Origin of the sequence: Agarivorans albus, from assembly GCF_019670105.1 — a bacterium.
Lineage (GTDB): Bacteria > Pseudomonadota > Gammaproteobacteria > Enterobacterales > Celerinatantimonadaceae > Agarivorans > Agarivorans albus.
The window spans coordinates 1,951,620-1,973,727 of the sequence record NZ_AP023032.1 but is presented as its reverse complement, the minus strand read 5'-3'; the positions used below and the strand labels follow the sequence as shown (position 1 = coordinate 1,973,727).

The following is a 22,108-nucleotide window of genomic DNA, read 5'->3' as shown; positions in this document are numbered from 1 at the left end:
AAGGCGTTCAACCGCACAATAGCCGCGTTAACGAAGGAGTAAAACAAATGGTTTCTAAATGGGCTAAGCGCTTTTTTCAAATGGCAGAACTCGTGGCTTCTTGGAGTAAAGATCCCTCTACTCAAGTGGGGGCCGTCATCACCGAGAGCAACCGCATTGTTTCTTTAGGCTTTAATGGCTACCCACACGGTATATCTGACAGCGCAGAAACAGACAACAGAGAAATGAAACTGCTTAAAACCTTGCATGCTGAAGAAAATGCAATTCTGTTTGCCAAACGAGATTTGTCTGGCTGCGAAATTTGGGTTACTCACTTCCCCTGCCCTAACTGCGCCGCAAAAATTATTCAAACAGGCATTGCAACCGTGCATTGCCCAGAACAATCTGAAGACTTTTTATCGCGCTGGGGAGACAAAATTAAAGTTAGTGAAGATATGTTTAGCCAAGCAGGTGTTGCTGTTGATTGGTTGCCGCTAAATCAAAACTAATCATTCATATTGCTAGGGCTGTTGTTTCAACAGCCCTTTGATATGTAGTACAAAATAGAGATGTAGAGTCAACTTTTAGGCTTACAAATCGTTTGTCATTATCTAATCAACGCTATTAATAAATCCCTACAAAACCGTTTTTAGTTTTAAGCATTATCAAGATTTAGCCTTGATAAGCATTACGAAAATCAGTCACTTATATCGATGCCTTTAATAGCTTTTACTCTTATTCCAATCCAATAAATAAACTATTCAATAACTTATAATCTTACGAAAAAGTGTTTTTTCAGCTAAGCTTCTACTTTTCGCTTAACACCAATTTGTTGTTTCAATTCTCCCTTAAACAAGGTTGATTAGCTGTTTAAGCTCACATTTCTTTACGCTAAACCTCATCTAGCCCACAGTTTTTAACCTTTTTCTTTTAATCATACAAAAATATTTAATAATCTGATCGGGTTCACAGATACAAATCCAAAATCCCAATAGCATATTTGTATTACATTAATACTAGTAGCTAAGTCACCTCTAAGGACTAATGATGACAAGTTATAAACCTTTAGCTTTTGCAATTTGTATCGCAACCAGCTCAAGCGCTATTGCAGCCGAATTTGTATTTGTGAAAGAAGAAGTATTAAAAAACAACCGAGTATTGCTGCATTCTGAGAATGCTCCAGCAACGATGACTCAAAGCTATCAGCGTTTGTTAGAAGAAGCAAAATACGCCACCAAAGCAGGTCGATTTTCGGTGACCGATAAAGGGATGACTCCTCCTAGCGGTAACAAAAACGACTATTTAAGCATTAGTCCTTATTGGTGGCCTGACAAAAACAAAGCTGATGGCCTTCCTTGGAATCGTATTGATGGCAAGGTAAATCCAGCATCAAAAACTAGCGAAACGGATTCTAAACGCTTAGGTAAGTTTACCCGCTCAGTCAGAGCCTTGGCGATAGCCTACTATTTTAGTCAAGACGAGCAATATGCAGAAACGGCTATAGATTACATTCGCACTTGGTTTTTAAACCCTGAAACACGAATGAACCCAAACATGAACTATGCCCAAGGTGTACCAGGCCGAGCTGAAGGACGCCGCGGAGGAATTATTGATTCACGTTCATTTGCAGACAGAATGTTAGACGCAATTGCGATGGTGTCTCAGTCTCCCGCTTGGACAGAAGAAGACGAAAACGGCATTAAACAGTGGTATGGCGAATACTTAGATTGGCTGCTCACCAGCGAATTGGGCGGTGGCCCGAAAGGCGAAGCCTATGCTGAAAACAACCACGGCTCTTGGTATGACTTGCAAGTTGCAGGCATCTCCTACTTTTTAGGCAAAGAATCAATTGCCATGAACGCGGTAGAGAAAGGCAAGATGCGTATAGACAGTCAGTTTAGAGCCGACGGTACTCAACCACATGAATTAGCGCGCACTCGCTCTTACCATTACAGCTACTTTAATTTGGATGCTTTATCTGGTGTTGCTCAAGTGGGCGAAAAAATTGGCATAGACCTATGGAATTATGAATCTCCTAAAGGGGGTTCATTAAAGAAAGGTATCGAGCTGTTAGCTCAATATCAAGACAAAGCAGAAGACTGGCCTTACCCGCATAAAAAAACTCCGCGAGTAATGCGCATGATGCCAATTTATCGTAAAGCGGCCCTAGGCATGAGTGACCAAACCTTATTGGCTCTCTCAGAATCGGGTGATTTTTCTCAGTTTACTGTTAAAAAGAATCTCGCCGAAATTTGGGCTGAACGAGATATAGAACTGTTATACCGAAAACAATAACAACTACCCTAACTCCCTAAATAAAAACTAGGCCTGTTAAAGGGCCTTAACTGGAAATGGAATTTATCATGACAAAAATGAAAAGCCTTTCAATTGCAATTGGTGCACTATTAATCGCAGCACCTGTAGCTGCGGGTCAATTAGATTTTCGTAGTGAATACAAACACGAAACAGAAGCTCACGCCTACCGAATTAAAATCGGTGATTCAACTAAAGTAAGCGATGCTGGCCAATGGAACTACAGCGTAGAGATGAAGTTCTTTAGTGGTAAGAATGAAGACGGCGAATACGGCGGTTTTCTAGAAAACTTACAACGTGGTGACTCAGAGTTTGACCTAAGCTACAAACACAAGTTGAACAAAAAGTGGTATGTCCAACCTGGTATGCCAATTACCTTTGGCGATGAGCGCGTAACTTATAAACCGCAGTTTCGTGTAGGTTATACCTCAGATTTCGGTTTGAAAACTGCATTGCGCTACCGCTACGAAATTCGCCAATATGCCGATGGAAAGGAAAATGGGGAAACTTGGTACAAATCTAAAATCACTTTAACTGGTGGCTATAAAGTGAAGAGCATGCCAAACCTTAAGTTGGACTATGAAGCAAATTACTGGAAGAGTCATACCTATGAGTGGGACGCAATTGCCGGTAAAGCAAAAGATCCACAATTCAACAATGGTGATGACAACTGGGACGCTGGTATCTTCATCGGTTACCAAATTGAAAAATGGCGTCCATACGTAGAGTTTTGGAACTCAAGCGTTAGCTCTAAAACTGACCAACGCCAACTTAAAACCCGTGTTGGTGTTAAATACAAATTTTAAGCATTTCGTAAATATTTAGCTTTCCTTCTTTAAAGCCAAGCAGGTTTTCTGCTTGGTTCTTTTTTTATGCAGAGCACACACTAGTATTATTTAGCATTTCTTGTTTGCGCATCGGCATTGCATCAATAATTTCAAATACTTCCTGCCAATTGGTAGTCGCGCCCCAGCGGTGTTTTTCGTGGCCATCTTTACCAATTAACACTGCTATGTGCTTGTTATCTTCTACCTTATATTTGTCGCGTAAATAAGAGACCCCATGGCTTGCTACTGGGCCAGTTTTGCCTAAAGCTTGTTGCGGTGTCATCACTACAACAACAAGATCTCGTTCTTGGATCTGGCAACGGTAACGCATTTCATCTGCCAAAAATTGTTCAACTGCGTGGTCTTGTTGTGGCGCAAAAAACAACACACTTCGGTGTGCCCAATAGTCGCTGTCTAAAGGATAAGACATAGCAACGCCACTAATGGATAACAACATAGCTGCGATTACTTGTTTCATAACAATTCCCCCGTTCTCTGCTAATTAGAACGAAGTCTTAGGGGATAAAGTTCAATTTATCCCCACTTAATAAAAAGTCTGCTGGTCAGGATTTTTTACAGCAATAACTGAGGCTTTGTAAGTGACTAATATCAAAATGAAAAACCATCCACTCAAGCTACAAGGGAGTTTATTTACAAAAACATTAATTAATATAATAAGTTCAGCACACTACAGTTGGTAACAAAAGTGTCATTAATGTTTACATAATTCCTTGATTCACCAGGCCATGCTTTCTTAAGTACTGATTTTTATAACTTTTACATCTTGGCGCAATTATTGATTTACAGGATGTTAACTTTACAAAGGAATGCCTAATGCTAATCACTAGAAATATACTCTCTGTAAGCTTGTTGTTACTCACCGCGCCTGTTCAAGCAACTATCATCGCCTACGACATGCTAAGCAGCAGTAGCCTTAATGTAGTCGATTATCAAAACCCATTTAGCCAACAATTTGTTAGTGACCAAGACGGATTTGATAAATACCAAGCAGTTTCAAGTGCCAGCATTCCAAATAGCTTGGTTGATTCAAGCTTAAGTAACCCAAGTGATAGCCTTGGTATTGTTGATTCACAAACTGACCAAGACAGCTTCTTTGGCGTAAATGATACGCTAAATCCAAACAACCCAAGTGGTGACGCGCAAGCAACTTGGCAGTTTGATATTAGTGGTTTTTCCTTAAGTTCAATTTCTATTTCCATGGCTGCTATGGGTGATTTTGAAACATTTGATCACTTTAGCTTTAGCTATGCAATTGATGCTTCCCCCATTCAGATATTGTTTGCTAGCGCTGTTGGTGAACAAGCCAACCAGAGCTACACCATGGCCAACGGGAACCAATACCTACTAAACGACCCTCTATCTATAAACGGTCAGGTGCTAAACAACCAATTCCAGCAACTTAGCCAGAGCCTAATAGGCAGTGGTTCAATACTTAGCTTGTACTTTAACGCAAATCAAAATGGTGGGACTGAGGCATTCGCCTTTAGGGAGATCATCGTTAACGGAGAAAGTCTACTAGCTAGCCAAGTACCTGAACCAAGCAGCATTTGGCTGGTGCTATTGGGCTTAGTCGCGCTAAAGATCAAGCGCAGCCAGGTTTAAAGCAAATAAAAAAAAGCGACAGCATAGATTTACACTGTCGCTTTGCTATTACCGCTTATTTCTTGTTGTTATTGCTTGATGCCAGCAAATACCACAACCACTTTGTCGTCACCTTTGGTGCGACTAAAGGCGTAAGGTTGATCGCTTATCTTGTTATGTTCACCTGCACCAATGGCAACATGGCGGTCGCGGAACTGACCTACTGTTTGCCAGTGTTTTACTAGCGCTTGGCGATCTGCTTCTTTAGCAATTTGCTCCCAGTTCATAAACGAACGAGTTGGAGAGTCAAAGGCATCCGATTGTGGCCCACGCGGTCTGCCACTCTCATCACCATAATACAATTGCACGCCACCAGGCATCATAAGTAATGCGGTACCGGCACCCGCTTGCAGCGGTAAGTCTTCATAGTTTGAGTAGAACAACTTGGTATCGTGCGAACTAATGTAAGTAAGCAAGTTAAAGGTTGGGTCGCTGTTTATGTCTTTGGCGTAGCTTGCATACATTTTTTCGTTTTGCGCCAAACACTGCGATCCTTTAAGTGCTGCACTATCGCCTGCATATTCAAAGTTAATTAGGCTATCCATACCGTTGTCGAAGTAAAAGTCACGGTAAGCACCGTGGTGCCATACTTCACCCACCATCCAAAATGGTTTGTCGTCAATGGCTTTCTCTGGGTTTTTACTCTTCCATTCTGCTAAAGCGTCAGTAGCTGCATCTTTCAACTTAGCCCACACTTCAGGCTCTACGTGTTTAACAGTATCGGCCCTAAAGCCATCAATACCGTAATCGCGTACCCAATTAGTATGCCATTCAACTAAGTAATCCAGCACAGTGTAGCCTTCACGCTCAACTGCTTTGGTATCTTTTTTGTTTTTAAGAATCGGCGGCAAACCTACGTGTTTAGTGCTCTCAGTCAATAAGTCAGGTAAACCTGCTAGGTTCATGGTGATATCATCACCACCAGGTGCGGTGTAACCAGCCATGCCACTGCGAACCCAATCAGGTCCCCACCAGTTATCTACCCACTCGCTAGAGCTCCAACGAATAAAGTTGTTATAGCGGTGCCAGTTATGCCCTTTATCAAAATCAGGCTGCCAATCGGTCCACTTTTCTGGAACAGGAGCACCAGGAGCCATCGCGTTAATGCCGAAGGTTTGCATGTCATCCATGGTCGGATAACCCACGTGGTTAACTACCACGTCAACCAGCACTCGAATGCCGCGTTTATGTGCTTCGTCAACAAAGCGACCAAAATCTTCTTCACTGCCTAGGTTTGGATCGATTTTAGTAAAATCTAAAGCCCAGTAGCCATGGTAACCATAAAATGGGAAGCTGCCTTTATCGCCGCCGCCCACGAAACCATGAATTTGCTCAACAATAGGCGTAACCCAAATGGCATTCATGCCTAAGTCTTTGATGTAATCCAATTTAGCGGTAATACCGCTAAAGTCACCACCTTGGAAGGTACCAATTTCCTGTTTACCATCTGCTTTACGATTCAGCGGGTAATCATTACTGGTGTCACCATTATTAAAACGGTCAGTCATTATGAAGTAAACGCTCGCGTTATCCCATGAAAACTCACTGGCTTTGGCATCTGCAGCTTCCAGCAACAAGATTCCGCCGCTAGCAGGGTCTGGCTGCATGGTAACTTTACCATTAGCCACTTTCTGGGTTTGGCCAGAATAAAAGTCTTTAACAGTTTGACCATTTTTAAAGGTGGAGCTTACGTCAACCGTTACCGGCTGCCCATCCCAAGCAATACAATCAACCGCTGGCGGTTTACGTTTAAAGGTTGAAGCTTGTGCTTTACGTGAAACTTGTAAGGTAGGTTTGTCGGCGTCTGAGTTATCTAAAATTAACTCGTAGTTACCCGCAAACAATATTTTCAACTCGTAATACCGTTCTTCAGCACAATTACTCAAGTCGTGAGGTTTTGAAAAACGAAGTTTACTTTCTTCTGCTGGACCAAAACGCAAGCCACACTGCAAGCCTTCGTCAGAGATCTGAACTTTATAAGTCCCCTTCTCTAGTGGAACAGTAATTTTATATTTACTTTTTCCTGCAAATTTTAAGCGCTGCTCAACATTTACACCGCTATCGGCATAATTCATGTAAAGAGGCGTTTTGATCATCGCTGCCGACAAGTTCGCCGAACCACCCGCCATAACAAGAGCCGCACTCAATAAACCTAGTTTAAAACCTTTCATTCAACCTCCATGGTATTTACCTATCGCAAACTGCGCGCAAACACCTCGTTCAACTATTTGAAGTGATGAAAACAAAAGCTACTTAAGTTTTCACTAACAAAGCATGATTATTTGCGAATTTTATGACTGACAGCGCTTTCATTTGGCAAAACAGCACGTTCGCCGTCATATACACATTCATTGGCGCGTGCCCCTTGCTGCACCTGTGATGTTGTTTTATGATGTCGGGTCTTTATTGTGGTTATTTTTGCAGAATAATTCGCTTAAGAAACACAATTAGCAGACAGATAAAAGAAACAGTTTAAGTTAGTAGTATTCGCTTAAAGCTTGACTAAATAAATAAGAATAGCGCGAGTGAGAGCAACAGACAGGGTGTAAAGGAAGCCATGAAAAAAACAATGTACGAAAAGATCTGGGACGCGCATGTAGTCCACGAACCAAAAGGTAGCGCATCTATCCTTTTTGTTGACCGTCACCTCATGCACGAAGTAACAAGCCCGCAAGCCTTTGAAGGTCTGCGTATGGCTAACCGCCCGGTTCGCAATCCACACAGCATTTTGGCCACTATGGACCACTGTGTTCCTACTAAAGCCGCCGACCGCGCTTCTTTGCCAGACCCAATCGGCAAAAAACAAATTGAAGTTATGGCGCAAAACTGTGCCGACAACAGCATCAACTTATACGATATGAACAATGCCAATAACGGTGTAATTCACATTGTTGTACCTGAGCATGGTTTTGTTCACCCGGGTATGGTGGTTTGTTGTGGTGATAGCCACACTGCTACACACGGTGCATTTGGTGCCCTTGCGTTTGGTATTGGTACCTCTGAAGTTGAACATATTATGGCAACTCAGACCATCCAACAGAAAAAATCTAAAACCATGTTGGTTAAAGTAGACGGCGAGCTAACTCAGTTTGCAACTGCTAAAGACATTGTACTAGCCATCATTGGTAAAATCGGTACTGCTGGCGGTACTGGTTACGTAATTGAATTTGCCGGTAGTGCAATTGAAGCCTTAAGCATGGAAGGTCGAATGACCGTATGTAACATGGCGATTGAAGGCGGTGCGCGTGCTGGTCTTATTGCACCAGACCAAAAAACCTTCGATTTCTTAGAAGGCAAAGAGTTTGCACCTAAAGGCGAACATTGGGAACAAGCTTTAGAATACTGGAAGTCTCTAACCACCGACGAAGGCGCTGAGTACGACGCTGTAGTTGAGTTAGACGCAGCAGACATTGCACCTCAAGTAACTTGGGGCACTTCACCAGAGCAAGTACTGCCTGTAGACCAGCCTATTCCTGACCCAGCCAAGATTGAAGACTCAATTAAATCATTAGCTGCTAAAAGCGCCCTAAACTACATGGGTCTAGAAGCAGGTAAGAAAATGACCGACTTCCCAGTAGACGTGGTATTTGTTGGTTCATGTACCAATGGCCGTATTGAAGACTTCCGCGCTATTGCTGAAGTGTCTAAGGGCAAAAAAGTAGCACCTGGTGTTCAAGCTATCGCTGTACCGGGTTCTTACCCAGTAAAAGAGCAAGCTGAAAAAGAAGGCATTGATAAAGTGCTTATCGAAGCTGGCTGGGAATGGCGTGAGCCGGGTTGTTCAATGTGTTTAGCGATGAACGGTGATTACCTTCAACCTGAGCAGCGTTGTGCATCAACTTCAAACCGAAACTTCGAAGGACGACAAGGCAAAGGGGGTCGTACCCACCTTGTATCACCAGCGATGGCAGCAGCAGCGGCCGTTGAAGGTAAGTTCGTCGATTTACGTAATTGGAAATAATGTAAACACGTTGATTAATCAATGTGAGTGAAATTTTTGGAGTTTATTATGCAACCATATAAAAAACACAGCTCAGTTGCTGCGGTAATGAATCGTAGTAACGTAGATACCGACCAAATCATTGCTAAGCAGTTTTTGAAAAAAGTAGAACGTACCGGTTTTGGTGTTCACCTTTTTCACGATTGGCGCTACCTAGAAGATGGCTCTGACAACCCAGAGTTTGAATTAAACCGCCCTGAGTTTAAGGGTTCTAAAATCCTAATCGCTGGTGACAACTTTGGCTGTGGTAGCTCACGTGAGCACGCACCTTGGTCAATCGCCGATTACGGTTTTAATACAATTATTTCAACTAGCTACGCTGACATTTTCTTCAGCAACTGCTTTAAAAATGGCATCTTGCCAATCATTGTTGATGCAGAAACATTACAAGCATTAATGGATGAAGTAGAAGCCGCACCTGGTATTTCAATTACTATCGATTTAGAGAATCAAGTAATTCAAACTCCAGCCGGTAAAGAAGTAGCGTTTGATGTAGACCCATTCCGTAAAGAAACTTTATCTAAAGGCCTTGACGACATTGGCTGGACTTTAAAATTTGAAGACAAGATCTCTGAATTTGAAGCCAAACACAAACAACAACTACCTTGGTTGTGGCCAAGCGCATAGTTGCAGCTAGGCGCTACTAAGGTAGCGCCTACTCTTTAGCTAACTTCTTTACTGCGAGACATGGTTTATGGAGCAAAACCGCTCAATACAACTCATGGACACTACCCTTCGCGATGGCGAACAAACCCAAGGTGTGTCTTACTTCCCCCAAGAAAAAGTCAGTGTAGGTAAAGCCCTACTCCAATCCTTAAAAGTTGATCGTATCGAAGTAGCCTCTGCACGTGTTTCAGACGGCGAAAAATCTGCGGTACAACAGCTTACCGACTGGGCTAGAAACGCGGGACACCTGCATCAAATCGAAATTCTTGGTTTTGTTGATCACACCAAAAGCGTTGATTGGATTGTAGAATCGGGCGCTAGAATCATTAACCTGCTGACCAAAGGCAGCTTAAACCACTGTACTAATCAGCTAGGTAAAACCATAGAGCAGCATATCGCCGACATTAAACAAACGGTGAGTTATGCCCAAGCCCAAGGCTTAAGCGTAAACGTCTATTTGGAAGACTGGTCAAACGGCTATGCCGATAGCCCAGACTACGTATACCAGCTGGTCGACGCACTTAAAGACTTAGGTATAGAACACTTTATGTTGCCAGATACCTTAGGGGTAATGGCACCAAAAGAAGTGTTTGATAGCTTAACTGACATGATTGAGCGCTTCCCAAGTATTAAGTTTAACTTTCACCCGCATAACGATTATGGTTTAGCCACAGCCAATAGCATGGCAGCGGCAGAAGCCGGTGTAGCTGCGCTGCATTGCACCATGAACTGTTTGGGTGAACGCGCTGGTAATGCTTCGTTAGCCGAAGTGTCAGTAGTACTTAAAGATAAGCTCGGTCTTCAGCTAAACATCGATGAAAAAGAAATCCACAATATTGCCAAGCTAGTTGAAAGCTTTTCCGGTAAACGACTAGCCGCTAATACCCCGATTGTTGGTGCAGACGTATTTACTCAAACCGCAGGTATTCATGCCGATGGTGACCATAAAGGTGGTTTATACATTACCGAGCTAAGCCCTGAGCGCTTTGGCCGTGAACGCAGTTATGCCTTAGGTAAAATGGCAGGTAAAGCCTCAATTATTAAAAACCTAGAAGCGATGGAGATAGAAATATCTCCAGAGAATCAGAAAAAGCTGCTCGACAAAATCGTTAAGTTAGGCGATCAAAAAGCCACTATCACACCTAACGATTTACCGTTCATTATCGCCGATATCATGGAGAGCAATGACTTCGCCCATATTGAGTTACTTAATTGCTCAATAACCAGTGGTTTGGATTTAGAGTCTTCCGCCAACATTCGCCTGCGCATTGGTGATAAGGTTTATAAGAGCTCAGGACACGGTAACGGTGGTTTTGATGCCTTCATGAAAGCACTCGACCATCCTTTAAGTGATTCCAAGCTAACCATGCCAGAACTGATCGATTACGAAGTTCGAATCCCACCAGGTGGTCAAGCAAATGCACTTACCGAATGTGTGATTCAATGGGCCGATGATGCTAAGCAATTTCATACCCGTGGGGTTAACTCCAACCAGGTATTTGCTGGTATTCAAGCTACCTTACGCATGCTGAATGTGCGTTTACATCAGCGCCAGTAACTCTAGCGCAAGCGTAAACTAAAAAAGGCGAGCATGGCTCGCCTTTTTTAGTTAAAGCCAACGATACAAAACCTCAAGCAAAGTCCACTAGAGTAAAACGCGGGTTGTCACTTAATACTTTTAACTGCTTAAGGCTATCAAGCAGTACAAGGCATTCACCTTCTTCCTGTTGTAACTTGATACATTCTTGTTTCTGTTGATTAGTAAAGGTATCAACTGCTATGCCTTCAAGCACGGTATCGTCTCTCAATTGCAGCCTAACGGAGTAGCGAAACATGCAGGCTATTTCAATATAATCATATTCGTTGCAAGAAATCATAATCACCCCACTCCACTATATGTCGCCAACTATAGACCAGCGAAGAAAGCTATTAATTCCCAAGCTTGCAAGTAAATAAGGTGCTACACTCCGCGCTCGTTACCTTACAGGCTAGATACTATACTAGCTGTTGCCGCTTATTTAGCAGAGTACTCCAATGCCTTTTACAAAACTTGGTTTAAGCACAACGCTTATTCAAGCCATACAAGAACAAAACTACCAACAGCCTACTCCTATTCAGGCTAAAGCCATTCCATTGGTATTAAAAGGCAAGAACCTTATTGCAGCTGCACAAACAGGCACAGGTAAAACTGCCGGTTTTGTCTTACCCATTTTACAAAGTATTTCCCAGCAAACCGAAGCACTGCGCGGTAAAAGAGTACGCGCTTTAATATTAGCCCCTACTAGAGAGCTAGCTCAGCAAGTTGAGCAAAGTATAAAGGACTATGCAAAACACCTTGAAATAAGCTCTTTAGCAATGGTTGGCGGAGTAGACTCAGAACCGCAAAAACAGGCCCTAATTTACGGTGTAGATATTTTGGTGGCAACTCCCGGTAGATTGTTGGACATGATGTATCAACGTGCGGTGCACTTTGACCAGCTAGATACCTTAGTGCTCGACGAAGCTGACCGCATGTTAGATATGGGCTTTATCGACGACATAAACAAAATCGTTGATCGCCTACCTGAGCAGCGTCAAAGCCTATTATTTTCGGCCACACTATCTAAACAAGTTAAACAACTTGCTAAGACCACGATTGGTGATGCGGTTGAAATATCGCTTACCCACGATGCCAACAACGCGCCCGATATTGATCAATGGCTAGTCACCGTAGACAAAGACAAAAAGTCATCATTACTTAGTCACATGATTAACAAAAATGATTGGCAGCAAGCGCTTATTTTTATTCAAACCAAACATGGCTCGGCCAAATTAGTTAGCCAATTGGAAAAACGCGGAATAGCTGCAGAAGCCTTTCACAGCGGTCGTAGCCAAGCGTCGAGAACTAAGTTGTTAGAAAGCTTCAAAGCCGGTGAGGTAAAGTTTGTAGTAGCCACCGGTATTGCCGCTCGCGGTATTGATATTGAAGAATTAAATCGAGTGGTTAACTACGATTTACCCGACCAAGCCGATGACTATGTGCACCGCATTGGTCGAACCGGCCGCGCAGGCGCAAGCGGCGAGGCGATATCCTTTGTATCAAAAGATGACTTTAGAAACCTATGTGCAATAGAAAGCCGAATTGGCCACCTTATTGAGCGCAAAGAAGTAGAAGGATTTGAGCCAAAGAAGGAAGTGCCCATTTCAATTCTCAACTATAAACCTAAATCTAAAAAGGGTAATGGGCATTACAAGAACTCGAAAAAGACGAGCAAATAATGTGTAACAGCCTTCACTGCTCGAGAGGGCTAATTAAATCAGCTTTAGAAGAAGCGAGTTAACTTTGGAAACTAGCTTTTAAGTATCAAGGGTTTTACTTTTGCCCTGCCTGAGTTTTCAAAGAAAGGATTGGGTTTTCCTTTTCCGGTCAGTTTCCAGCTTAGTAATTTAACAATCAGTTTAAATTTGGTTATCCGTGGGGATGCTCCCAACAGTGCCTTGGGTAGTGGCTTTAAGGCTTCATCTTCATTTACGGCTCCCAAGTCTTCAACTTGACTTTGTAAAGCGCTAGTTTGCTCTGCAGCCACAAAATCTTGATAAACCGTTACTAAGGGCAGTTTAATGCCCACGGTATTAGCAATAGGTGTATTACAACATTGGCTATACCAGCGATAAATGCCTTTGCGCGTTAGTCGCAAACAGGCTAATTGCTGTTTGCCCTCAACTATTTCAACCTTAGCGGGCGCCGCTAAATATAGCTCGGAGCCACCATATTGGTTTATTGAGCCTCCCTCACTCTGCAAATGTAGAGCGAACTTGCGGCAATCTTCACAGTAACAGGCTAGCTGCTTAACAGCGCTTGGGCTTACTTGCTTTATCTGCCCTTTTATTTTCCCACAACGGCACTGTAAATCGACATCCATGACTAACTCCATTTTACTCAGGCTTGTATTTTATAAGGAAGCAGTTTCTTACACTGTTCGGCATATTGCGCAATTTGACGCTGTTCTTCGAGGCAAAAATCTTTTATTGCAGCGGAAAAGTCACTACGAGCAACATAGTGAGAAGAATACGTAGTCACCGGTTCGAAGCCTCGGTAAAGCTTATGCTCACCTTGAGTTCCCGGGTTAAACCGCTGCATTCCCTTGGCAATCGCAAACTCAATACCTTGATAAAAGCACAACTCAAAGTGCAGCATATCTAGCTCTTGCAAACACCCCCAGTAGCGGCCATATAAGTTATCTTGATTGAAAAAGAACAAAGCACTAGCCACAATTTTCTGGTCTTTTTCTGCTGTCACCAGCAGCATGTTATCGCCCATTTGCTTAGCGAGTTGCTGAAAAAATCCAAACGACAAATAGCCTTTTTGTCCACGCTTCATATAGGTAGTTTGATAACAAAGATAAAATGCCTCTAAGGCTTGATAGTCGATATCTTCGCCCGTTCGCCAAACTATCTCGTCCACGCTGGATATCGCTACTCTGCGCTCTTTGTTAGTGGTTTTTCTTTTGCGAGAGGTAAAACGTGATACATAATCTTCAAAGCTAGCATAGCCTTGATTATGCCATTCAAACTGCACCCCGTGACGCGTCATCATGCCATTGCTTTGCAATTGCTCGGCAAAAGACTGCTCAATAAAATTGCAGTGCCAAGAACTTAAGCTCTGTTGTTGGCAAATATCTACCACACTATCGGTCAGTTGAGAAACGGCGCTATCAGTGAGGGCATTACCAAAGTGCTTCTGCCCGCCGATAGGCGTAAAAGGCTGCATGGTTACAAGCTTGGGGTAGTACTGTAAACCGTAACGCTGATAAGCATCGGCCCAGGCCCAATCAAACACATACTCACCATAGCTATGTGACTTTAAATAGCTGGGAAACAATAATTGATGATCGGGTAACTCTATATGATGAGGCTGCCAGCCGCTATTAGCGCCCACACATGCTTGTTGCTCTAAAGCTTGCAAGAACAATGGGTTGTGAAATGGTGAGCTAGCATTAAGCGTAATTTCACTATGGTTAATATTAGAGTGCAATAAATAACTGAAATTGTTAGTTAACGCGTTTTTACTGGTAGTCACAAAATCACATTTCGTTACATTGATACAACCAAATTACAACAAAGCGACGCATAACAATACTATTTATTGGCTCTGTTGGCCGCTTTTACACAACATGCTCTTTGCAACTTAATATAAATACACCTTAAGTAGCTAAATCACCGGCGCTGGAGCAAGGCATCGATGGCAAAGCTTGGTTGCTAGCTACACCTCTTTGCCTTTTGCTGAGCCATTCAAGAAACTCGCGCTCGGGTAAGGCCTTTGCATAAAAATACCCTTGGGCAAGTTCACAGCCTAAGCTCAACAATTTATCTTGTTGTGCTTTGCTTTCAACTCCCTCTGCAATAACCGGCAATGAAAATACTTTTGCCAAACTTATAATGCCTTTTATCATCCGGAGATCCTTAGGGTCGTCCAGTACATCACGAACAAAACTTCTATCAATTTTGATGAGTTCGGCAGGCAAGCTTTGCAAATAGCTTAAAGACGCATAACCAGTTCCAAAATCATCCAAGGCAAAGCTAAAACCTAGGCCTTGGCATTGTGCCATCACTTTTGCGACTTGAGCAAAGTCATCTAATACTCCAGTCTCGGTAATCTCTAGCTCTAAGCAACCAGGCTTTACCGTTGGGTATTGCTTAGAAAGGTGATCTAAGCGTTCAGCAAAATTATCTTGTTGGATATGAAAAGCAGATATATTGACACTTACTTTAAGATGCACGCCTTGTTGTTGCCAACGCTCTAGTTGAGCCAAAGCTTGGTTTATTACCCACTCGCCTAAGTCAATAATAAGCGGGTGATCTTCAATGGCCTGCAAAAAACTCACAGGGGAACGTATTCCCAAGTTAGGATGCAGCCAGCGCAATAGCGCTTCAGCACCAATCACTTGTCCGGTTTTGGTATTCACTTGAGCTTGATAGTAGAGTTGCAACTCTTGATTTGCCAAGGCTGCTTTAAACTCTTCGCGTTGAGCAAATAGAGACTTGATCGTTCGAGCGCTTTCTCCATCAAATAGCTCATAACGATTTTTACCAGCCAGTTTTGCGCGGTATAAGGCTTGATCAGCTTGGCGGATTAATTGCTCCGGAGCCAAGCTTTCTTGATCCTGTTCCGGATAGAATGTCACCCCAATACTGGCCGAAGTTTCAATCTTTAGGCCATCGATAACAGTGGTAAAATTGCAGGCCTTTATGATGCGCTCTACAGATAACAAGCATGCTGATTGGCCTTTGTCGCAATTTAGTACCGCAACCAACTCATCTCCACCAAACCGCGCGATGGTATCTTCGGCTCGAATACCTGAGGCGATTTTTTGGGCAATTTCCCGCAATAAACGGTCTCCCGCATCATGCCCTAAATAGTCATTTACCTTTTTAAAATCATCAAGATCTATCATCAATACAGCGATACGAGAGTTGTTTCGATTGCAGCGTGCCACTGCTTGGCTTAAGCGGTCTTCCAAAGATATTCGGTTAGCTAAGCCGGTGAGCGGGTCGTGAGTCGCTTGGTAAGCCAACTGAGATTCGCGCTCTTCTCTTATTTTTGCTTCGTATTGAGCTTCGGCCCATCTGCGTACCGCAAGCCACAACAAAAAAATAGGAGATAACAACACCATTAAGATGATTTCGTCCAGTTCCCAACTTTCATGGTTGCGAGAAAAGGAATATAGGGTTTCAAACGCTTCGAGATGAGCGAGAACAAATCCCAATAATAAGGTAGCCAATAACGCCGCAAGAGATTCTGCAACGATACACTTGTTAGAACGTTTTGCTTTGCTAATCAAACCCAATCCCTGGAGTTTAAAGCCTTTGCGCTGGTTATTGTCGTTGAGTCACCAGTATCAAGGTTGTATTACCATCATATTTTATGAAATTTAGTCTATTGCTTTGCGAACTTCCTTACAATAGCTATTGAGCAATAACATTAAATAAAAATGATAAAAAACAGAGCATTATTTGACATGCCAATCAAAACTCTGCCGCTGAGCCAAAAAGTATTTTTCGATTTGAAAGAGTAAACTGATTACAACACAAGTTGGTTGCCCTAGCGCGGTCCAGAACATAAGTCTTGTTAGAATGATAAGCGCAAGCTCGCTAAGCTCAATGGTAGGATAACAACAGAAAGCAAGAGCCGATAAGTCGGCTCTTGCAAAGTAAACTTAAATACAGTCTACGATTTTAATATCGCCAGGTGCCCAACCGATACCCCTCTCGAATTTCTTACCTTCGTCAGTAATAAATTCAACAAATAGGAAGTGGAAGTGCCCGTCTGGAAGATCTGCAGTTGGGATAACTAAAGGATCACTTAGGTCAAACTCAGCAGTTGCCGTACCTGATTCACTGTTAGCCGATTCAGGATGTTCAATGATGTAATCATTAACAAGCCCCCAACCAGCATCCATGTGTCTTAAGCGGAAGGTTAAACCATTGCTGTTAACTTCTGACCCCGAGCCAGCATGATAATTTGCTACCACATCAAGGGGTTGATTTGTACATAGCTCTGGTCCGAGATATTTACTGTTGTCATCAAATACAACACTCGCTTCTACAAATGCCTCTACATCCAATGAAACGGTATCTTTTACTTGATCAGCTACTTCAGAACCTACAGCAGTTGCAGTAATCACAACATTACCCGCAGCAATAGGGTTAACTTGACCACTGGTTGATACGGTTGCAACACTCACATCAGATGAAGACCATAGAATTGAAGGATCATCAGGTAGTTCTCCAGGTTCACTGGAAGTAAGCTGCGCGGTTAATTGGTAGTTTTGACCAATGTAAACAGCTTGTTCTTCCCAGTCGATGCTAATGCCTGTTGCATAGATAGGGTCAAACTCGCCTGACTTCACCAGCAATGAAGCAGAGACACTTTCGGCAGCAGTGGATTGTACAGTGATTGTTGCCTCGCCTAGCTCTATTGCTGTGACTAAGCCAGTGTCACTAACTGACACTAGATCTGGAGCGCTTGACGTGTAAGTCACGCCATTAATCGCATTAACCGGCGTAAAACTTGGCGTGATCTGGTAGCTATCACCAGGGCGCAGTTTACGCTCTTCGCGCCCTAAATCGATGTCAGTTGGCGCTGGCATTTCAGCATCATCACTGGTGATTCGTTCATTAATGGCTGGAGCATTTAAATAAACTGTCTCACCATTACGCCACGTAATCTGGACTTGTTCGATAGCTGTAGATTTACCTAAACCAAAATGTACTGTGTTCAGTAAACTTTGTGAGAAGTTTTCACCTGAAGAGCCTACACGTCTTGTATAAGACTTACCTTCAACTGACACTTTAATAACTGCCGACATTGGGTCGACATTATGCACTGGGCTATAACCAACATGCACTAAACTATGACTGTCGGTAATCTCTGTTTGGTTTTTGTAGAGATACCAAATGCCGTCTTCACTGCCATTAAGTAAGTCAACTTTACCATCACGAGTAAGAGCAAAGGCTTGTCCCATGTCACCATGACCAGGGTCTTTTGGATCATGAGCGCCATGCATTTGAGTTAATTCAAACTTACCTTCACCGGTATTTAGCAATAGATAATCGGTAACACGTTCCTTTAAGAAACCATAGCGATGAACAAAGATGTCATTGTAACCGTTGTTGTTAAAGTCTCCGTAAGTAACGCCCCAGTGATTACCACCTGGAGGAAGATTCCATTCGCTGGTTTCATCAACAAATACTCCGCCTTTGTTAACCAACAGTATATCTTGCTGATTTCGGTTCTGAGGCTCCCATGCAGTATTCACATTTTGAATGTTATCGAGTGAGAACGCTACCTGCCAAAACACGTTGTCATTTTTAACCCATTCCACATTCCACTGGTTGTCACCAACGTAGCCGATGTAAATGCCATTTTCTTCGCGATTTTCTGGCCACCCCATTGCTGCTTCTTGAGCAATAGTTAAGTCTTCAGGAAGCGTGTAGTAATCCTCAACTTTAACCACTTCATGGGCAACTTTGTTCTCGCCCAGCATTATCGGGAAACCACCGTCATATTGACGATAAGTGAGGTGAAGGTTTTTTAGTGTAAACGAATCTTCCACCGTGAGCTGCATGGTTCTGCGCCCCTGATTACCATCATCGTTAAGATCAAGTGTTTGTGAGCTCGGGTTAAAGTCTAAGGAACGATTTGAAAGTTGGTAATGCGGAAGGCCTTTTGATAAGTAGATATCTGCAAAACCATTTCCTGTCACATCCACATCAGCGGCCGCTTGAACTTGCCATGTTTGGCGTACATTCTCAGGTAAAGCTGTATCGGTTACGTCAGTAAACGTGAAATCGCCATTATTTTTCCACAAGGTCATCGGAGTGAGGAATAATAAGTCATCTACACCATCACCATCGTAGTCCAACACTAACACCCGTTCAGTATTGGCTTTTTCGATGCCTGGTACATCAATTCGACTAAAGGTTCCGTCTAGGTTGTTTTTGTAAAATAAATGCTGTGCTCCACTGTCACCGTTAATGCCTTCAGCATTAATGAATACTAGGTCAAGGAAACCATTGCCATTCATATCGATGAAACGAGCACCTCGGCCACGGGCACTTTCAGTGATGCCTACCTCTTGGTAAGACTCTGTTAGTGTAGTGTCCTCGTTAACGAAAAAGTCTGGGTATGAAGGTGTTGTTCCGTTGCCGCCACCTCGCGTTACGATAATGCCTAAATCACCCGATTTGTCATAATCAGCTACAGCGGTACCATGCATGTCACCCCATGATAAAGAACCATCCCAGTCACCAGTGTTTAAAGTAAACGTGCCGTCTTGGTTATTCCAATAAAGCTGGTTGGTTGGACGCCAGTTATGGTTATTAAGAATAAGATCGTAGTAACCATTATTGTTAATATCGGCAACGGTTGGCCCACCATATTTAGGTAGATTTAGTTGGTCTGTGATCCCCACCTCTTCGGCAATATCAACAAACTTAGGCAGTAATAAATCGGGGCGTTCACTAAATTCCATTTTATTAACAGTGATATCACCACCACGGGCCATTAACTTAATACTTTTTTGCCCCACCTCACCAATATCCACTAATGCGTTAATAGTATTGATACCAGAGGCAGGAATATCAATATTGTCTATTGCAAGCTTGTCATCGATGTATAGCGATAAATTAGCAAAGTCACTGTCGATAGAAACTTCAAAGTCAATTCGTTGTAACGAATCACCACTAAAATTTTTCTCTAAGGTAACTGGCTCAAAAATACCAACTGTAAAACTGTCATCTACTGGGGGGGGAGTACCATCGTCAGAGCTGCTACCACATCCGTATAATGTAGTTAAAGAGGCGGCTAGCAAGGTCAAACAAAGACGCTTATTAAAGCGTTCAACCATGTGGGGCATATTAAATCCTTTTTATTCAGATTATGACTGGAACCAAATTCCCCCTTAAGCTAATTCATTGGTAAACCATGATTCAATATTGGTTCACATTTTGTGCGATGAAGATCCATATTGGTTAACCATTATTGTGGGGTAGATCGATGTTTGACCTTAAACATACTGATAACAATTGGAATTACTGCAATGATTAATCATTAAAAATATTTACTTCCACCTACCCTAGGATTTTTAAAAGCCTATAGGTAAGAAGTATCACGAAAGGCAAGTTACTGATGTTTAATATAAAAAATGGACCACTATTAATACTATTGAGTTTGTTCTGCTTGCTTACACCAAGTATAAGCTCAGCCTGCGAGGACGGACGATTTCATGGAAGCTATGACCCAATATTGAATAGACCAATAAAGCTGCCCGATGGCGTTAGAGTTGTAACACCGAAGATATTGGACTTGGTCGATCGTGAATTTAGCTATCAGGTTATTATTGAATCCGATGGCGAGATAGAAGACTTAGCTATAAAAATTGCACCAGGCCCTGGAGTGATTGTTAATCAAGAATCATTCGGTGTTTTCGAGAATACGATGTCACATACCGTAACCGCAAAATCTGTAGCAAGTGTAATGACGATGACCTCGGTACAGGTTCGCGGCCGCTACAATGGGCAAGAGTTTAATGCATATCGTTTTGTCACTGCGCTACCTAAAAAATAGGTATTCGACTACATCGGTAAATGATTGATTATGCCGATAGCGTACCTCAGTGAGAAACGATGTTACTAGCTATAATTGGGCTCGTTTATACCTACGAAACAATAAGCGAGCCTTGAAAGAACCTATGATTGAGATACAAAAAAGTAGTTAGGTAAGAGATATTGGCCCCATTTCGCAAAGCGCTAAGAGCAAACTCTAATAACGACTTCTTCTGCACTCGGCTTCTCAAATTGTTGCCAAAACATCTCCATCATCTCGGGTGTCATTTCGTAAGCGTGCTCACCGCGATCCTTATTACGTGAATAAGCGCGGTCACAACATTGCGCAAAACTTACGTCTAGATAGTGAATCTCAAACTCAAAGCCTTCGGCTTGGGCCCACTGAGCCATTTCTATTCGCTCTGTTTTTTGCCAAAGGCCGCAGTCAAACACAACTGAGTTTCCCAACTTCAATAACGATATTGCAGATTGTTGAAACAAACCATAAAGAGCATCTTGTCGCGCATCAAATAGCTCGCGATCCATATGCTCACCAAACAAAGGGATCATCCACTCATCCATGGTGAAACGAAATGCCGGCAGCTCCGCCGCTAGCTTTTTTGCGTAAGTAGTTTTACCTGAACCAATAAAACCACACAGAAAAATGACTTTAGCCATTACTCTCCTCAAGATTACGCCTAAGGCGTAATAAACTTATCAAAACGACTATCCATACAAGCGCTTATATCAGTGGTAATAAATTGCCCCTGATAATAAAGACTAAAGATAGGTTGCGGACAAGGGCAATTTTGCGCTTTTTCTACACTATCTAATTTAACAATGCTTAACGGGATGTTCCGCTTAACACAACTTTGCTGCAGAGATTCTAAGACGTGATACTCAGCAAATGGACAGCGATTAGAATAATAAACAAGGCAACCTCGCTGAGCATTGCTAAGATCTGCATTATGCACCGAGTTTGCAAAACGCGGTTTTTGCTCGTCTGCAGAATTGGGGAATTGATACGCTAAGAGCAAAAAGCCATTTGGCGCCTCATCAACCACTACAAAGCCTTGCCTAAGCAGCCACTTGGTATCGCTCATAAAGTGGTATTTTTTCTTGCCTACAACGGTAACCAAACCGAGCTTGTTGTTTTCTTTAGCAGCGCCAATCGCCTTCGCCAACAGGGCTTTGCCATGACCTTGCTTCTTATACTTACCAGATACCCAAAAACAACCAAGCGCCAAATACTGTGGCGCAACAATGGGTAACCATGCTTGCTCGGCAGCTTGATACTCAATAAAGACCTTGGCTCTTTCATCTAAGCGCTGAAATACAAACCCTTGTTCAAATTGCTGACTCATCCATTGTTTTTTAGCATGGTAGCTGTTGGCACATTTCTTATCAGAAAAGCCGCAGCAAATGTGCTCACTCTCGATGTTGTCATGATTAAGCTGAATATAATCCATGTGCTTTGCACTCCGAGTCAATGCATAGCTTTACTCTACCAGCCCCAATAAATGCAATATTGATACAACACAAAAAAGCCCTTGCAGATTGCTCTGCAAGGGCTTTT

18 protein-coding genes are annotated in these 22,108 nt (G+C 42.7%); 9 read left to right on the top strand and 9 right to left on the bottom strand.

The features are described from left to right. The first annotated feature begins 47 nt into the window (after nt 1–47). The 3 genes from K5620_RS09045 (at nt 48) to K5620_RS09035 (ending at nt 3,098) form a co-directional block, all read left to right on the top strand. Nucleotides 48–488 (top strand): dCMP deaminase family protein, encoded by a 441-nt coding sequence (locus tag K5620_RS09045; RefSeq protein ID WP_016404080.1) that lies wholly within the window; start codon nt 48–50, stop codon nt 486–488. A gap of 535 nt (nt 489–1,023) precedes the next feature. Beyond that, nucleotides 1,024–2,274, top strand: coding sequence for an alginate lyase family protein (locus K5620_RS09040; RefSeq protein WP_221077473.1), 1,251 nt, complete (start codon nt 1,024–1,026; stop codon nt 2,272–2,274). Nucleotides 2,275–2,342: 68 nt separating this feature from the next. Then, complete coding sequence (locus K5620_RS09035; RefSeq protein WP_016404078.1) at nt 2,343–3,098, top strand: oligogalacturonate-specific porin KdgM family protein; 756 nt, start codon at nt 2,343–2,345, stop codon at nt 3,096–3,098. Nucleotides 3,099–3,162: 64 nt separating this feature from the next. On the opposite strand, the gene K5620_RS09030 is transcribed toward K5620_RS09035, so the two are convergent. After that, nucleotides 3,163–3,597, bottom strand: a complete 435-nt coding sequence (locus tag K5620_RS09030) for a DUF4174 domain-containing protein (RefSeq protein ID WP_016404077.1) — start codon at nt 3,595–3,597, stop codon at nt 3,163–3,165. Between the two features lie 356 nt (nt 3,598–3,953). Here K5620_RS09030 and K5620_RS09025 point away from each other — a divergent pair, with 356 nt between their 5' ends. Continuing rightward, nucleotides 3,954–4,742: a PEP-CTERM sorting domain-containing protein gene (locus K5620_RS09025; RefSeq protein WP_221077472.1), complete on the top strand. Its 789-nt coding sequence runs from the start codon at nt 3,954–3,956 to the stop codon at nt 4,740–4,742. A gap of 68 nt (nt 4,743–4,810) precedes the next feature. Here the strand turns inward: K5620_RS09025 and K5620_RS09020 are convergent, their stop codons facing one another. Further along, nucleotides 4,811–6,952, bottom strand: coding sequence for an alpha-amylase (locus K5620_RS09020; protein WP_016403978.1), 2,142 nt, complete (start codon nt 6,950–6,952; stop codon nt 4,811–4,813). A 386-nt stretch (nt 6,953–7,338) separates the two neighbouring features. Here K5620_RS09020 and leuC point away from each other — a divergent pair, with 386 nt between their 5' ends. From leuC to K5620_RS09005, 3 genes are all read left to right on the top strand, one after another. Beyond that, entirely contained in the window at nt 7,339–8,742 is a 1,404-nt protein-coding gene (gene leuC, locus K5620_RS09015) for a 3-isopropylmalate dehydratase large subunit (protein WP_040307706.1), read from the top strand. A 48-nt stretch (nt 8,743–8,790) separates the two neighbouring features. Continuing rightward, nucleotides 8,791–9,408: a 3-isopropylmalate dehydratase small subunit gene (leuD, locus tag K5620_RS09010; RefSeq protein ID WP_016403980.1), complete on the top strand. Its 618-nt coding sequence runs from the start codon at nt 8,791–8,793 to the stop codon at nt 9,406–9,408. Nucleotides 9,409–9,502: 94 nt separating this feature from the next. Beyond that, nucleotides 9,503–11,005, top strand: coding sequence for an alpha-isopropylmalate synthase regulatory domain-containing protein (locus K5620_RS09005; RefSeq protein WP_246612320.1), 1,503 nt, complete (start codon nt 9,503–9,505; stop codon nt 11,003–11,005). Nucleotides 11,006–11,078: 73 nt separating this feature from the next. On the opposite strand, the gene K5620_RS09000 is transcribed toward K5620_RS09005, so the two are convergent. After that, nucleotides 11,079–11,324, bottom strand: a complete 246-nt coding sequence (locus tag K5620_RS09000) for a Rho-binding antiterminator (RefSeq protein WP_040307707.1) — start codon at nt 11,322–11,324, stop codon at nt 11,079–11,081. A gap of 157 nt (nt 11,325–11,481) precedes the next feature. Between K5620_RS09000 and K5620_RS08995 the strand changes: the two genes are divergently transcribed. Continuing rightward, entirely contained in the window at nt 11,482–12,705 is a 1,224-nt protein-coding gene (locus K5620_RS08995) for a DEAD/DEAH box helicase (protein WP_016403983.1), read from the top strand. Between the two features lie 71 nt (nt 12,706–12,776). On the opposite strand, the gene K5620_RS08990 is transcribed toward K5620_RS08995, so the two are convergent. The 4 genes from K5620_RS08990 to K5620_RS08975 form a co-directional block, all read right to left on the bottom strand. Continuing rightward, entirely contained in the window at nt 12,777–13,349 is a 573-nt protein-coding gene (locus K5620_RS08990; RefSeq protein WP_016403984.1) for a DUF6151 family protein, read from the bottom strand. A 17-nt stretch (nt 13,350–13,366) separates the two neighbouring features. Beyond that, complete coding sequence (locus K5620_RS08985; RefSeq protein ID WP_016403985.1) at nt 13,367–14,506, bottom strand: GNAT family N-acetyltransferase; 1,140 nt, start codon at nt 14,504–14,506, stop codon at nt 13,367–13,369. A gap of 124 nt (nt 14,507–14,630) precedes the next feature. After that, nucleotides 14,631–16,268: a putative bifunctional diguanylate cyclase/phosphodiesterase gene (locus tag K5620_RS08980; protein ID WP_016403986.1), complete on the bottom strand. Its 1,638-nt coding sequence runs from the start codon at nt 16,266–16,268 to the stop codon at nt 14,631–14,633. A 375-nt stretch (nt 16,269–16,643) separates the two neighbouring features. Further along, nucleotides 16,644–19,844 (bottom strand): FG-GAP-like repeat-containing protein, encoded by a 3,201-nt coding sequence (locus K5620_RS08975; RefSeq protein ID WP_016403987.1) that lies wholly within the window; start codon nt 19,842–19,844, stop codon nt 16,644–16,646. Nucleotides 19,845–20,233: 389 nt separating this feature from the next. On the opposite strand from K5620_RS08975, the gene K5620_RS08970 reads away from it, so the two are divergent. Then, nucleotides 20,234–20,554, top strand: coding sequence for a hypothetical protein (locus tag K5620_RS08970; protein ID WP_215426499.1), 321 nt, complete (start codon nt 20,234–20,236; stop codon nt 20,552–20,554). Nucleotides 20,555–20,736: 182 nt separating this feature from the next. Here the strand turns inward: K5620_RS08970 and K5620_RS08965 are convergent, their stop codons facing one another. Both K5620_RS08965 and K5620_RS08960 read right to left on the bottom strand, forming a co-directional pair. Next, a complete protein-coding gene (locus K5620_RS08965) occupies nt 20,737–21,210 on the bottom strand; it encodes a P-loop nucleotide/nucleoside kinase family protein (RefSeq protein ID WP_016403989.1) in 474 nt (157 codons plus the stop codon). Between the two features lie 20 nt (nt 21,211–21,230). Continuing rightward, nucleotides 21,231–22,001: an N-acetyltransferase gene (locus K5620_RS08960; protein WP_016403990.1), complete on the bottom strand. Its 771-nt coding sequence runs from the start codon at nt 21,999–22,001 to the stop codon at nt 21,231–21,233. Between the last annotated feature and the right edge of the window lie 107 nt (nt 22,002–22,108).